At 47.0% G+C, this 14728-nt stretch carries 15 protein-coding genes; 4 read left to right on the forward strand and 11 right to left on the reverse strand.

Translation table 11 applies throughout. The features are described from left to right. The first annotated feature begins 87 nt into the window (after positions 1 to 87). Both V6669_RS29425 and V6669_RS29430 read left to right on the forward strand, forming a co-directional pair. On the forward strand, positions 88 to 552 hold the full coding sequence (locus V6669_RS29425; protein WP_047840920.1) for a DUF4385 domain-containing protein: 465 nt from the start codon (positions 88 to 90) through the stop codon (positions 550 to 552). Positions 553 to 656: 104 nt separating this feature from the next. Further along, complete coding sequence (locus V6669_RS29430; RefSeq protein ID WP_338589362.1) at positions 657 to 1964, forward strand: VWA domain-containing protein; 1308 nt, start codon at positions 657 to 659, stop codon at positions 1962 to 1964. A gap of 22 nt (positions 1965 to 1986) precedes the next feature. Here the strand turns inward: V6669_RS29430 and V6669_RS29435 are convergent, their stop codons facing one another. Then, a complete protein-coding gene (locus V6669_RS29435; protein WP_338589364.1) occupies positions 1987 to 2802 on the reverse strand; it encodes an SDR family oxidoreductase in 816 nt (271 codons plus the stop codon). A 249-nt stretch (positions 2803 to 3051) separates the two neighbouring features. On the opposite strand from V6669_RS29435, the gene V6669_RS29440 reads away from it, so the two are divergent. Then, entirely contained in the window at positions 3052 to 3711 is a 660-nt protein-coding gene (locus V6669_RS29440) for a TetR/AcrR family transcriptional regulator (RefSeq protein WP_338589366.1), read from the forward strand. Between the two features lie 136 nt (positions 3712 to 3847). Here V6669_RS29440 and V6669_RS29445 read toward each other — a convergent pair whose 3' ends face one another. From V6669_RS29445 to V6669_RS29460, 4 genes are all read right to left on the reverse strand, one after another. After that, complete coding sequence (locus V6669_RS29445; protein ID WP_036612299.1) at positions 3848 to 4909, reverse strand: LLM class flavin-dependent oxidoreductase; 1062 nt, start codon at positions 4907 to 4909, stop codon at positions 3848 to 3850. A gap of 192 nt (positions 4910 to 5101) precedes the next feature. Then, positions 5102 to 5359 carry a hypothetical protein gene (locus V6669_RS29450; RefSeq protein ID WP_047840923.1) on the reverse strand — a complete coding sequence of 86 codons (258 nt, stop codon included), beginning with the start codon at positions 5357 to 5359 and terminating at the stop codon, positions 5102 to 5104. 109 nt (positions 5360 to 5468) lie between these two features. Continuing rightward, positions 5469 to 6281, reverse strand: coding sequence for a class I SAM-dependent methyltransferase (locus V6669_RS29455; protein ID WP_338589371.1), 813 nt, complete (start codon positions 6279 to 6281; stop codon positions 5469 to 5471). A 148-nt stretch (positions 6282 to 6429) separates the two neighbouring features. Continuing rightward, entirely contained in the window at positions 6430 to 6771 is a 342-nt protein-coding gene (locus V6669_RS29460) for a zinc ribbon domain-containing protein YjdM (RefSeq protein ID WP_017691576.1), read from the reverse strand. 235 nt (positions 6772 to 7006) lie between these two features. Here V6669_RS29460 and V6669_RS29465 point away from each other — a divergent pair, with 235 nt between their 5' ends. Continuing rightward, positions 7007 to 8158: a VanZ family protein gene (locus V6669_RS29465; RefSeq protein ID WP_338589374.1), complete on the forward strand. Its 1152-nt coding sequence runs from the start codon at positions 7007 to 7009 to the stop codon at positions 8156 to 8158. 162 nt (positions 8159 to 8320) lie between these two features. Here V6669_RS29465 and V6669_RS29470 read toward each other — a convergent pair whose 3' ends face one another. The 6 genes from V6669_RS29470 to V6669_RS29495 form a co-directional block, all read right to left on the reverse strand. After that, a complete protein-coding gene (locus tag V6669_RS29470) occupies positions 8321 to 9778 on the reverse strand; it encodes a carboxylesterase/lipase family protein (protein WP_338589376.1) in 1458 nt (485 codons plus the stop codon). A 280-nt stretch (positions 9779 to 10058) separates the two neighbouring features. Then, a complete protein-coding gene (locus tag V6669_RS29475; RefSeq protein ID WP_338589378.1) occupies positions 10059 to 11153 on the reverse strand; it encodes a metallophosphoesterase in 1095 nt (364 codons plus the stop codon). Next, on the reverse strand, positions 11153 to 11491 hold the full coding sequence (locus V6669_RS29480) for a multidrug efflux SMR transporter (protein WP_083684565.1): 339 nt from the start codon (positions 11489 to 11491) through the stop codon (positions 11153 to 11155). Before V6669_RS29480 ends, V6669_RS29475 begins: the two co-directional genes overlap by 1 nt. Continuing rightward, a complete protein-coding gene (locus V6669_RS29485) occupies positions 11488 to 12258 on the reverse strand; it encodes an HAD family hydrolase (protein WP_338589383.1) in 771 nt (256 codons plus the stop codon). Before V6669_RS29485 ends, V6669_RS29480 begins: the two co-directional genes overlap by 4 nt. Before the next feature lie 160 nt (positions 12259 to 12418). Continuing rightward, positions 12419 to 13792, reverse strand: a complete 1374-nt coding sequence (locus V6669_RS29490) for an ABC transporter substrate-binding protein (protein WP_338589385.1) — start codon at positions 13790 to 13792, stop codon at positions 12419 to 12421. Positions 13793 to 13830: 38 nt separating this feature from the next. Beyond that, a complete protein-coding gene (locus V6669_RS29495; protein ID WP_338589387.1) occupies positions 13831 to 14676 on the reverse strand; it encodes a carbohydrate ABC transporter permease in 846 nt (281 codons plus the stop codon). Positions 14677 to 14728: the final 52 nt, after the last annotated feature.

The raw sequence follows: 14728 nt of genomic DNA on the forward strand, positions 1-14728 counted from the left end.
CCTCCTGTGTAATTCCTTCTATTGTTCCCCATTAACCGTGCTTGTTGGTTCAGAATCGGGGTAATCCCTATCAAGGAGGGTGTATACATGAAAAAATTTGATTACAGTCTCAATTATGATGAGTTGGATCTGCGCAAACATCCTGAGCTCTACACCGTAGGCCGGGGAGAGCAGGGTGTGCTGATGGTTGAGCCGTACAAGGGCGAGATTCTGCCACACTGGCGATTCAAAACACCCGAGATTGCGACAGAGTCATCGGAGAAGATCTATGAGCTATTTTTGGAGTATAAGAAAAAGGGAGATTTCGTGGGTATGGATATGGCTCGTAAATTTCTCCAGATGGGTTATACACGGGCCAGACGGTATACAAATCACAAAGGAGGACGCAAATATTCGAAGGAGGATGGCTCGATCCTGCCCTATCAGAATGATAAGGTGAAGGCAGAAGCCGCGGCTATATTCAAAGCGCAATGGGAGATTGCGAAGACCGATCCAGACTATGTAAAGATGAAGAAGGAGCATCGGGAAAAGTACGAGTCTGATGAAGCGTAGGATCAACGGTGAAAAGATTGACTTATGGAAACATTTGTCTCAGAATCGATCTTGTTACTGTACATTTTCAACCATTATATTGGAGAAAAGGGGGGCATCCGATTATGACAGATTCGCTCGTCCACTTAAACACAGGCCAGAATATTAGCATCAACGAATGCGCTCAACTTCAGGTAACCATTCAATGTACATCATCTCCCTCTCCCTTGGATGTTAGCTGCTTTATGGTAAACGAAGAGGGAAAGGTCCCATCTGACGACTATTTTGTATTTTATAATCAGACGTCCGATCCCCATCAAAGTGTACTTCTGCAACAGGCAGAGGAACTGAAATCCTCGTTTGTACTAGATACGAATCAATTACGGCAGGCCCCTGTGGAAAAATGTGTGTTTACGGCTACTCTGGATGCGGGAGGGACTTTCGCCGATGTTCAGGCATGTCAGGCGATTGTACAAGCGGGTTCCCAGCAGATCACCTACGAGATCACACAGGTCACTGCGGAAACAGCGCTTATTCTCATTGAAATCTATAAATATCGTGACGGGTTCAAAGTTCGTGCGATTGGACGAGGTTTCTTTGGTGGGTTGCAGCCGCTGGCAGAGTCATTCGGTGTTGAAATTGAGAGTAACGACACCTCGGAAGCCGAACAGGTTCTTCTCACGGCACAAGCTGAAGTAGCAGCGGCCTCACCAGAAGTCTTGGCACCTGTTGCTGCACCAAACACGAATCATCCGCCGCTTAACCTGACCAAAATCGATCTCCTCAAGCATAAAGTAACCCTGTCTCTGCAAAAGAAAAAGATTGAACCTATCCAGGCACGTGTTGCCGTTGTATTTGATGCATCAGGCTCCATGTACCATCTGTATCGCAAAGGCATCGTGCAAGAGGCCTTCGAGCGTATCCTGGCGATTGCATCAGCGTTTGATGATAACGGAGAGTTGGACGTCTGGTTCTTCGCCAAAGACTTCTTGCGTGCACCTAGCGTCACCGCCAGGGATTTCGAGAATTATATTGAACGCACATATACGCTGGGAAGCAAAGGCGGTACCAATAACGAACCTCCTGTGATGCAGGATGTCATTCGCAAATATACGATCGAGGAACCCGATGTGAAGATTCCAACGTATATTATCTTTTTTAGCGATGGTGGAGTCAGTCAAAAAGGGAAAATCATGCGGCTTATTACCGAAAGCTCAACCAAAAACCTGTTCTGGCAATTTGTTGGCCTAGGCCAAGCCAATTACGGTATTCTCGAGAAACTCGATGACATGACTGGACGTTTCATCGATAATGCTGACTTTTTTGCATTGGACGACATTTCCAAGATCAGCGATGAAGAATTGTACGATCGTCTCCTCACTGAATTTCCAAGTTGGATAAAGGAAGCTCGGGCCAAAGGCATTTTGGCCTAAAGCTTTTACCCTATACCACTAATCAGGCTTGTACTTTTTCTGGTTTACCATCCTTGGAACGTGGACGGAGCATACTTCCTACGATTTGCAACATCAACTTGCGTGGCACGAGGCGGGTGAACTGCGCTGTCCAGTAATTACCAGCCCCCGGCACAGCATAAGGTTTGCCTGACTCGAGTGCTCTCATGGCCACCGCCACGACATGCTCAGGGGTATCACGTTTACCCACCGAGGCTTCATCAGCACCTACTACATCAAAGAACGAGGTCTCGGTTGAGCCTGGGCATAGTGCCAAAAACTGTACGCCACGCTTCCTATTTTCTTCGTATAATGCCTCTGTAAAAGAAAGTACAAATGATTTCGTTGCTCCATACACAGCCATATACGGATCAGGTTGAAAGGCAGCCGTCGACGATACATTAATGACAGCACCATTTTTCTTCTGTAACATGCCTGGCAAGAAAAGATGTGTCATGTTCGTTAAGGCGAGCACGTTCAACATAATCTCCTCCTGCTGCCGGGAACCGTCCACCTGTTCAAAACATCCATGGGTAGCAAATCCAGCATTGTTGATCAGCATATCGATGTGTATTCCCCGATTTTGACATTCCTCATATACGTTCTGAGGTGCCTCTACTTCGGAAAGATCCGATACGATTACCTCAGCCCTTACTTGATATGTACGTTCTATACGTTCTGCCAATTGATTCAGTTTGGACTCTGTTCTAGCCACCAGCACGATATTTTTACCCTTAGAAGCCATCTCGAGTGCAAAAATTTCCCCAATACCTGAAGAAGCGCCTGTAATAAGTACCCATTGATGCTGTTCCTTTATCATCTCTCATCCATCCTCTGTGCATAATTTAAACACTCGTTTTCATTAGGAAACACTGTTTCTTTATAGAATCATCGTAACCAAAACCCATGACGCTGTCAAATACATTTGTTAAATTTGGATCTAGAACGTTTTGCTCACTTACCAAACTCGGATTAAATTGACGTTATCCGGCGTAAAACAGTAGAATGACCATATGAAAAGGAAACATAGTTTCTGATCAACAACAATACGGTTACGAGGATGAAATCAATGAAGGATCTTAATTCGGGTTCCACGGAATCTGCACATACGGTAACAACCTTTCAGGAAGCCAGACTCCAGCACTCAGATAATCTGCGGCAAAATATTGTGCATGCTGCTGCTGCTTTACTGCAAGAGCATGGACCAGAAGCTGTCACGGTACGCCGTGTAGCTGAACGCATGGAGTGCTCCACCAAAATCATATATAACCTTTTTGGCAAAAAAGAAGGGTTAGCCAAACATCTGTATCTAGAGGGATGCTCCCTCATGGCCCAGCGTTTTGAAGTTATACCCCGGCAGGCATCGTTCGAACAATATTTCCGTGATCTTGCCCACGTCTACTGGGACTTCGGCATTTCTCAATCCAGCTTCTATCAGCTGATGTTTGGAGGATCTTTTTCCGAATTCAAACCAGATGGAGAGACCTTACAGGGAACAGCAACTGCACTGAAACAAGTGTCTGCCTTGGTTGAGGTAGCGATTGAACAGGGAATGCTTCAGGTGCAAGATCCCCTGCTTGCGGTTCGAATGATCTGGGCTCCCTTACACGGTGTTATTCATCTGTATTTGGGAGGCCATATTGAGAGCGAAGAAGCTGCCAAAACCCTCTATGATCATACGTTGTCGATGGTTATACACTCCCTTGTGAGTACATCTGCGAATGGATAAGCATTACATCTGTGGTGTTTTAGATACTTTTAGAAGATAAACGAAAAAGGAGCAGACCCATTGGCGTAATACGCCTAGGGCATGCTCCTTTTCTTCTGTGTTCGCTCTATTATAGTTCCGTAACGGTTTCAGTCGATTAACGTGCCTCTTCGTTCTCAGCTTCCCAACGTGCAATTTCTTTACGCACGATTGGAGCGACTTCTTTACCAAGTAGCTCGATTGCTCTCATAACCTCGTTGTGCGGCATTGTGCCGAGGGGGGTGTGCAACATGAAGCGTGTAATCCCAACTTCTTTGCGCAGGTAAATAATTTTCTGAGCTACCGTCTCCACATCACCCACGTACAAAGCACCCTCTAGGCTACGCGCCGCATCAAATGTTGCACGGCTGTAGTGTCCCCATCCACGTTCACGGCCCAGTATGTTCATGACCGCTTGCGCTGGCGGGAAGAATTTCTCCACGGCTTCGTCTGTTGTATCGGCAATGAAGCCGTGAGAGTGAGAAGCAACGGTCAGCTTGGAAGCATCATGTCCTGCATGTGCAGCTGCTTTCTTGTACAGCTCCACCAATGGTGCGAATTGCACCGGACGGCCACCAATAATGGCAAGCACCAGTGGCAAACCGAGCAGTCCTGCACGAACTACGGATTCCTGATTACCGCCACTACCAATCCATACCGGAAGTTTCTCCTGTACCGGGCGCGGGTAGATGCCCAGATTGTTAAAGGAAGGGCGGTGTTTGCCTTCCCAGGTTACTTTTTCCGAATCACGCAGTTTGAGCAGCAAATCGAGTTTCTCATCGAATAACTCATCGTAGTCGTTCAGATCATAGCCGAACAGTGGGAACGATTCGATAAATGATCCCCGCCCTGCCATAATCTCTGCACGTCCGTTCGAAATGCCGTCCAGTGTCGCAAAATCTTGATATACCCGTACCGGATCATGCGATGACAGCACGGTTACCGCACTCGTCAAGCGAATATTCTTGGTCTGTGAAGCTGCTGCCGCCAGAATGACAGCTGGTGATGAAGCGGCGTAGTCAGCACGATGATGTTCTCCCACGCCATATACATCCAAACCCACCTGATCTGCCAAAACAATCTCTTCAACAACATCCCGAATACGCTGCGCATGACTGATAAGTTCTCCTGTTTTTACATCCGGGTTTGTCTCCACAAATGTACTAATTCCGATTTCCATTGTCTGTTCCTCCCTGGTATGAAGCGATCCGTCGTTCATCTAACCTATTGTAAGTAGATCACCTTTTGTTATGTATCTTAATATTGAACTATTTTGATGAAAAACACAAGTACCCTCTGTTTCCAGAGGGCACATTTATGTTTATTTTCTATAGATTATGGCTTGATCAAATTCCATAAACCTCTGAAATTTTCATCGAGGACCTCTCATGCCAACATATCGTTCTCTTGCCACAACTTCTGGACGTGAAGTGTGAAAAAAGCAGTATTCCCGTCTGGGATCTTCCTGATGCAATTCACCATAACGTTTTAGTGCCTTTGTAGAATCATCAAATGAATCAATCACTGCCATCTCTTCAATATAACGCTGGCCTTCTCTAGAATGCGCCTTGGTTGCCTCAAAAACGACCCACTCATTAGGGAATCGCTCCTGAACTTCCTTCCATTGCATAGTGACACCTCCAGACCATTAGATAGAGATATTATATCATGTGGAAACAGTATTCCACGGGCTGAAATTCTAAAATACATAGATTTTTAGAGCATTGCCTGTAAGTCTATTATTTCTTCCTCCCGATGTACAGCAGATGCGACGAGATTCCCAATATGGAAGGGTCTTTGGCGGCTTCGATCATATATTGCATGAGTTCATCGTACTCGCCACGCTCTTTCCAATATTGCTGCTGCTCATCCGTGAGCATGGCTCTAAGACTGGATGAACCAATCAAATCTACGGTTTCAAATCCATGTTGCTCTATGAAGGGTGTAACGTCCTGAATATTAAAATAGTATGCTCCCGTAAATCGTCCTTGATCCTGATGATCGAATATACCCTTTTCCACAAAAGAATGGATTGCTGCCATGTTATCATTCGGTTTCCAGTGCTGCGGAGATTGTAACGAATTGATACTCATGCGCATTCGGCTTTGCATGGCTACAAACACCACGCCCCCTCGCTTGGTCACACGGTACAACTCCCGTACAGCAGCCATCCGCTCTTCGTCTGTCTGTAGATGATATAACGGCCCCAGCATGAGGCACGCATCGTACGTCTCGTCAGCCATACCGGAGAGTGAAGTGGCATCGAGAACATGGAACCCATCGAATTGTTGTGTCAAACCAAACTCCTGAGCCTTTTGCCTCGCAGTATCCACGGAGGAAGGTGTCAGATCCGATAAAGTGACTTGGTACCCCAGCTTCGCAAGCTCCACGGCATACTTTCCTGGTCCTGCGCCATTATCCAGAATACAACCAGTAGCGGGGAGATGTTCCCTGATGTAATGCATGTTAATGATGAATTCAATTGGTTCCCGCTCCAGTCTGCCCCACTCATCAAACCCGGAATAATATTCAATAATGTGATCTCTCTTCATCGCTCTGACACCTACCTTTTCTTATATGTAGACTACTCATCCATGTTCAAAAAAATTAAATTCCAACCAGTGTATACCTACTAAATATTTCCTGTCAAACAAAAAACGTTCAATTCCCATTGAATACGGAACTGAACGTTTTTCGATCTTATATCTTTTTCACAAACTCAGACTTCAACTTCATTGCACCCAAGCTGTCGATCTTGCAATCAATATCATGATCCCCATCAATCAGGCGGATATTCTTCACCTTCGTGCCTTGTTTGACCACGAGCGAGCTACCCTTAACCTTCAGATCTTTAATGACGGTAACGGTATCGCCATCACTCAGCACATTTCCGTTGGCATCGCGGATTACTTTTGCATCCTCTGCATTATCATTGTCTGCTTCCAAAGACCATTCATGCGCGCACTCCGGGCAAACCAGCAGGTTACCATCCTCGTACGTGTACTCTGAATTACATTTGGGGCAGTTAGGCAAATTAGACATATGTATTAAACTCTCCATTCTACGATTGGCATTCCCGCAAGTATACGTGATTTCGACGGTATATTCCATACGCAAGGTCACTGCATGGATGGATTTAAACCAAATTTAAGGTTCATGCATCCCTCACTTTAAGGGTAACTACTTATGATGTAACTAATAGATACGCACTACACATACATGAATTTTAATGTCTATATGAATGTTATTATATTTAAAACCAAAGGAGTTCTTGCTCATGTCCTCATATGTTTTCCCTGTGCAAACGGCTTTTTTGATCTTTGTTGTTGCGGCCATGTTTTTGCTGGTGCCGTGGTTGATCTATGGTTATCGTAAAGACGGTTTCTTCAGCTGGTCACGGTTTGGCATCAGCTTTTCGTTTATCTTTTATATTCTGGCCGCCTATTGCCTCGTCATTCTGCCGTTTCCGACTACGCGAGATACCTGTGCGCAGCAAGCCGCTGATACGATCTACTACAATCTGGTTCCATTCACTTTTGTCAAAGACATCATGAAGGAAACACCCATTGTATGGACTCAGCCTTCCAGCTATCTCAGCATGATTCAGGGCAGAGCCTTTCTGCAAGTTCTATTTAACGTCCTGCTTCTCATGCCGCTGGGTGTATATATCCGTTATTTTTTTCAAAAGAGATCATTCTGGAAGTACGCCCTGCTTGGTGGATTCGGGCTTTCCTTATTCTTCGAGATTACTCAGATCACCGGATTCTACGGGTATTATAATTGTCCTTACCGCCTCTTCGATGTAGATGATCTGTTATTGAATACTTCGGGAGCAGTCATTGGATTTTTCACAGCGCCCATCCTGCTTGCTTTATTCCCATCACGTGCAAGCATTCAGGCGAAGAGTGAACAGATCGTGGAGCAAAACCGAGTGTATACTATGCCTCAATTGCTCGCGTTAATTATTGATGGAATCATTGTTGTCTTCCTTTCGAATCTAATATCGATCTTCACAGCGTCTGATGTGATCAGTGATGCGCTAAGTACATCCATTGCTATGGTCATTGTACTGTTCTTCATACCTTGGGTGCGAAATGGGGTAACTCCAGGCTCGGCCATCTTGCGATTCCGCTATGTGAATCGTCAGACCGGCACACCCACCAGTGAATCGTTATTCAAAAGATTTGCCGCACTCTATGTTCCATGGCTGCTCGTTACGATCATTCGCTTGGTCAACGATTATGCTTTTTCAGGTCATCAGGATGTTATGCTTCAGCCTTATCAAATGTGGATCTCCTTGGGGACATTTGGTATCTATATGTTAGTCTACGCCGTGCTCTTTGTTCATGTCTTGATCGTACTCTTCTCCCGTGGAAAACGTTCCTTCTACTTCGATGAGGTGTCCCGCACACGTGCCTCTCGTAAATAATGTTTGGAGTATAACGGCACAATGTACCTCTATTCAGTGCTTACGTTCTACTTATTATTCAGCCGGATTACAAAAAGAGGACGTTCATTCTGAGAATGAACGTCCTCTTTTGATCGGGCACATAGCAGTTATTCAGAGTATCCATTCAAATAATGGCCTGGATTATAATCCTAACAGCTCTCGCTTGGCTGCATCCGGATCATGTACGACCTCAATCTCATGGTTGAAGATTAGTGTCGCACGATCCTGCTCATATTCAGGCCAGTTCACACCTGCAACTTCAGGTTGGCCATTCTTGGCAAAGGAAATCCAGGCATCCTGTACCTTGAGGGCAAGTGCCGCAGCAGCTTCATCCGGCTCTGCATTCATGAATTTGAGGACATGCAGTGTATTAAACACAAAGAACATCTCGATGCTGTGAATCGCTCTTTTTAACAAGGGATGTTCCGGCATCACCCAATCAAATCGATACATCCACACCGGGGCATATTTCTGTTGTGCCGCAGCATATTGCAGCGCTGACCGCCAGAAGTACATATCCGTCATGACTTGGGCTTGTCCATCTGCCGTTTTTGGATAACTATCCGCGATGGCTACCCGGTTCTCCAGATCTGGCGTCATAAAGTCTACGCCCTGAACCATATCGATCTCTTTTGAATAAGGCACATGTGGCTGGATGAACAGTGCACCCTCGTGTAATGTCGTACCAATCAGTACTGGAATATCCTGCGCTGAGCCTTCGCTCACTGCCTGAAGTGGCATCTGTGGTAGTGTCTGCCCATCCAATACAGGTTGGAACAATAATGCCATACCCGCCCCGCTTTGCTGTTTGACCGTTTCACCCGCTGCAATAATCTGCTCTACAGGAATTGTATTTAACTTCTGCAAGTTGTCCCGATCCACCCCAAGAATCTTTAACATCCCTTCCCGCAACGCTGAAGCTTGCTCTGCCGGCATGAACTGGGATGCACCGCTCTCCATAATGGCACGTTGGAACAGTCCTTTGGCCGCTGGCATCGCCATCAGTGCTGCAATACTCATGCTACCTGCTGATTCGCCGAACACCGTAACTTGATCCGGGTTACCACCAAAAGCAGAGATATTATCCTTCACCCACTGTAATGCCGCAACCTGATCCAGCAGCCCTGCATTGGATACATATGAATCACCTAATGGAGCCATATGCAGGAAACCTAAAGGTCCTAATCGGTAGTTGATCGTGACAACGATGACGCCCCCCCGAACCGCTAACTGCGTACCATCATACATCGGCTGGCTACCTGAACCTGATACAAAGGAGCCGCCGTGAATCCATACCATGACCGGCAGTGGTGTTGCTCCTTTTTCCTTAGGTGCCCAGATGTTCAGATATAGACTATCTTCTGACTCATTCGGAATTTCTGTCTGGCCTTCTGGTTGATGATTTCGAGGTTGTATATTCTCAGGTCCAAATTGAGTGGCCTGTCTGATTCCATCCCATGACTCGGGCTGTACCGGAGCCTTGAAACGCAGCTCACCTACCGGGGGTTTCGCATAAGGAATGCCTTTCCATACGCCTGCATCGTGCAAAAGTTCGCCTTGAACGGTACCATATGTCGTTTGAACCTGAAGTTCTCTCATGCCTCTTCTACTTCCTCTCCGTAAATAGGTTAAATTAACGAGTAAGTGCATATCATGTGTACTTATTTGAGTATAGTTTGTAGTCATACCCATTTACAACTTTACCCAACCCTAGCCTCCCCTGCTACGTTTCACGTGGAACTTTATGGGGTGGAGGTTCTGATACATATCTTTAAGATGGACACCAAAAAGGCCACCCATTGAGCAATATCATCAAGTCTAACTTATCTTAATGAGATTGACCCTTAGCATGACCCTTTATCGTTGACTATCCAAATTACTACCCTACTGTAGGAAAACGCACCGTAAACTCAACACCCTCAATCCATTCGCCCGCGACAAAGTTACGTCCCTTCACAACCACTCGACCCTTATAAACCTCCACATGAAGTCCTTCACTGCCCTCCAGATGCTCATCCTGATCTGTCCAGAGATAACCTACAGACGAAGCATTGAACATCGTTGGCATCTTGCCTGCGCCATCGTACATCGTATGCTGTGCCTCCAATTGCCAATGGGTATGGCCAGAGAAGAGAATTGCTTGCGGGTATTTAGCAAGAACCGCTTTGAGTTCAGCATCCTGATTCACACCATACCATCCCTGTTCCTTCAGCGATCCAGCTACCGTATCCATAAGCGGCTGGTGCAAGAACAGGAAGATGGGATGATCTAGTGTTGCACGCTCAGACAATTTCGCATCCAGCCAGTCCAACTGTTCAGCCGACATATCACAGTCCTTCGGATGAGGTTGCTCGGTGCCCAGGAAAATATAATGATACCCATCAATCCAATGGTCGTGGTATGCGCCCTTCATGCCTGTTGTCCCTTCAAAATCACTTAATCGACGTTGCCATAACCCTGCGACTGTAATGGGGTCTACTCCTGAAGAGATCGGTCCCCCGTCTTGGCCCTCCTGCTCCGAAGTTACAGCAGACAACGTATAGGTCCCGCCGGATAGTTGCTCAATTAGTGCAGCTGATTCAGCAGCGGTTTGTTTTGTGACCAGTTCCATATCTGCTTCCTGCTCCAACAACTCGGCTACTTCATCCTCTTTCATCTCAAGCAAAACGATCGGCTGATCTTGCCATACCACGGCTCCAATATCATGATTACCTACCGTGTACCGGATGTCCGGCAAGCTCTCCGCATGTTGCTTCCATATCCGTTGCAACTCACGATATTCGCTCGGCAGCCCCCGATCCGTCACATCACCCACATGCATAATTCCGCTGCTTCCCTGACTGAATGTAGCTATGTCGGCTAATGCCTGGTCCAGATGCCGGTTATGAATATGGTCTGCCTCATCTCGCACATGTGTGTCTGTAATGACCTGGAAGCTGGCAATCGGTTGCTCCGGTGCATGTTCATTTTTCATCAAGAATCACTCCATTTCAGTCCAATAATGCCAATCAGAATAAAACCGATCCATACCATCGACGTGAGCCGCAGACGTTCACCAAAAAAGTAATGCCCTACAACGCCAATGAGCGTAATGCCCACCCCAGACCAGATCGCATATGCTACAGCCAGCGGCATATACTTCACTGCAAAATTAAGAAAGGTAAAACTTGCGCCATAACAGACAAACATCAACACCGAAGGCCATAACCGCGAGAATCCATCCGATACTTTCAGCAAAATGGTAGCGCTCAGCTCCAGCCCGATGGCCAGTGCCAACAGTACCCAGCCCAAGTAGGCGTGACTGTTTGTCATCGATTCAGCCCACCATTCAGCAATTCATGGAAGGATTGAATCGTTCTGTCCGCCAAGCGGATTTTTCCCGGTTCTCCAATGCCAATCCTGTACCCCGCACCAGCGGTTCGTGCCATCTCCATGTCTCCGTCCGTATCTCCAATAACCACAGTATGCTGTACAGATACTCCCAACCGCTCACAGGCAAGCAGTAGCATATCGGGAAAAGGTTTCCCCCGTTCCACCAGATCTGTACCAATCACCACGTCAAAAAAGGAATCCAGTCCCATCCACTGTAAATGTTTAATTGCACTTGGTGTATCATCTGCCGTCACAACACCCATAACCACGCCTTCGCTACGGCACTGTTCAAGGAATCTTTGAACTCCCGGTAACGGACGTGCCGGACGATGCTGTTCCATCTCTTCCTCCGCTCGCGCCAAACACTCCCGAACCATGATCTTGGCTTCCGCCCAGCTGAGACCCGCACGATATCCATGCCACGTCAGCACGGCATACACTTCATCCATAGTTCCCATCGCAAGTGGCCCCCGCACGTCATACCCATTCATTCGGCCTTGGTCATCGTGGAATGTACCCCAGATCTGTGGAAGTTCATCTGTATTGATACGAAGTCCCCTGGTCGCCAACTGGTCTCTGAAATCGTTCAACACACAATCGGTCCAGAACCCCCACATGCCCGTAAAATCAAGTAATGTGCCGTCCTTGTCGAACAAAACGGCTTCAATCGGATTTGGTAATCCGTCTACATACGTTTCATCTTGCATTGGTCAAACTCCTTGTCTGCAATCTTTATGAACGGAAAGGACGGTACAGCATGTACCGCCCTTTCCGCGTGAGTTACTTATAGTGATTAGTGATACGTTATGTTTACAATCTGGTCAGGCTCACGACCGAGTCTCTTGGAAACAGTTCTTGTCGATATCGTTACTTCGTTACCCGATCCAGTTCCTTCTGCGCTTTCTCTTTTGCTTCCTTCAGCGCTTGTTCCGCTGGCATATTATTGATCTGCACCTGATCAGCTGCATCTTTCAAAGCATCATTGATCTTGCCACCCGTTGGATCCTGGAAGGGAGCCGAAGCGTGTGCTGCCTGTTGCAGTGGTACGGTGATCTGCGGATTTTCCTCACTGAATTTCATGAACTCTGGATCTTGTTGAGCCGACTGACGTACTGCAATATATCCGGTGTTCATGGACCATGAAGCTGTGTTCGAAGTTTCAGAGAAATACGTAAGCCATTTGTATGCTGCCTGCTGTTGCTCTGGACTTGCCGCTGACGGAATACCTGCCGATATGGCACTCGCTACCGGTTTTCCTTCACCAATACCTTCCCAGCCTGGTTGTTGCATTGCAGCGACTACGCTAAAGTCCAAGTCGCCTTGGTCACCACTAGATCCGGTATAACCTGCTGCTTTATTTTTCATCACATCATCAATCGTTTTGTACCAGTACTCCCAGCCCTGACCTCCATAATGAATGCCCATAATCTTGTCTTCGTTAATCCATTTACGGAACAAATCCCATGTCTCGATCCATTCCGGAGAGTCGATCATGACGGTTTTGCCATCGTCGCTAAGAATCTGTCCGCCCTTACCCAGCACGGCATCAATCATATTGTCTCTACCCCACATCGGTTCCCAACCGTAGAAGGTAGTCTTGCCATTCTCTTGTTTGCTCATCTTCGCCGCTGCCTCAGCCAGCTTCTCCCATGTCGTCAGACTGGCTGGGTCGATTCCGTTCTCTTTGAACGTATCCATGCGGTAATACATGATCTGGGTTGTACCGTACATTGGCAAAAAGTATTGCTTTCCATCCACCTGTCCCTGGTTCAGGAATGTCTGAATGAAATCGTCTTTCTTAAAATTCGGATCAGCGGCAATCATCTCATCCATAGGTGCATAATATCCTTTACGTGCCCAGTCTATATTGGAGCTGAGTACAGCGGCTGGAACCTTCTTGGAAGCAATTGCTGCTTGCAGCTTCTGTTCCGTTTCCGTGTAATCTGCTTGTACAATCCCCTTCACAACGACTTCGTTCTGGGAGGCGTTGAACGCGTCAATCGTCTTTTTCATGTTATCGCCCAGATTACCACCCAGACCATACCAGAACTCAATCTCCACCGGATCTTTTGCCTGAACTTCGGTTCCACTGGCAGCAGCTGTCGTGCCTGATTCTGCGGGTGCTTGTGTTCCACAAGCGGTCAATAGAGCAAAGCTGGTCGCGAGTACCAGCGACATGCCACCCTTCCAGTTCAACCTCAATCTCTTTTTCCATGTCATGCTTGCTTGACTCCAGTTCATTGTCGTTCCTCCCGTTTTAGGTGAAATGGTAGTGCATATCAGTTCTTGTTCACACCAGCCGTGATATTCACGCTCTGCATGATCGTCTTCTGGGTGAACAGGAAGAGAATAAGTAAGGGTGCGATGGTGAAGGCACTCGCAGCCATAATCTGTGGCCAAGCCAGTCCATATGCCCCGCCTTCTACAAAGAAGCTGCGCAGACCCGCCGATACCAGCTGTAAATCAGGGTCTTTGGTGATGAGCATAGGCCAGAAATAGTTGTTGTACTGTTCAATAAACGTAATCAGAACCATCACGGCGAAGCTTGAGCGAACAAGCGGCGTGATAATCGTCCAGAGAATCCGGAAGTGGGATGCACCGTCCAGCTGTCCGGCTTCCACCAATTCATGCGATACCTGCATGAACGCCTGCCGGATCAGGAAGATCGAGAACACGCTGACACAGTTGGATACAATCAAGCCTGTGTAGGAATCTAGCAGATTAAGTTCGCTAAGCACCAGGTAACTAGGCAGATATACGGCTGTACTCGGTATCATATAACCCACCAGAATCAGGGAGGTCAGCACACCTTTGAGACGGAACTTCATATGTGTCAGGGCGTACGCCATCATACTGGAGTTGACGACCTGAAATAAACAGATGGCTAAGGCCACCCCGGTACTGTTCAAGATGTAACGGGCAAATGGTGCCGCGTTCCAGGCATCCACATAGTTGCTCCACAGGAACGTCTCCGGCCAGAAGGTCGGCGGAAACTGCCAGATCTCATCATTGGTTTTGAATCCGCTAATGACCATCCAATAGAAGGGAAAGGCTGTACCCAGCGCGATAATGGCTAACAGGAAGTAGCGGATTAATTTACTTATTTTAAAATTCGGTTGTGACACGTTCTGCAACTCCTTGCGCTTCATCCGTTTAGACTTTTTGTTGGGCAATGTC

It is taken from the genome of Paenibacillus sp. Y5S-9 (assembly GCF_036894235.1).
Taxonomy (GTDB): Bacteria; Bacillota; Bacilli; order Paenibacillales; family Paenibacillaceae; genus Paenibacillus.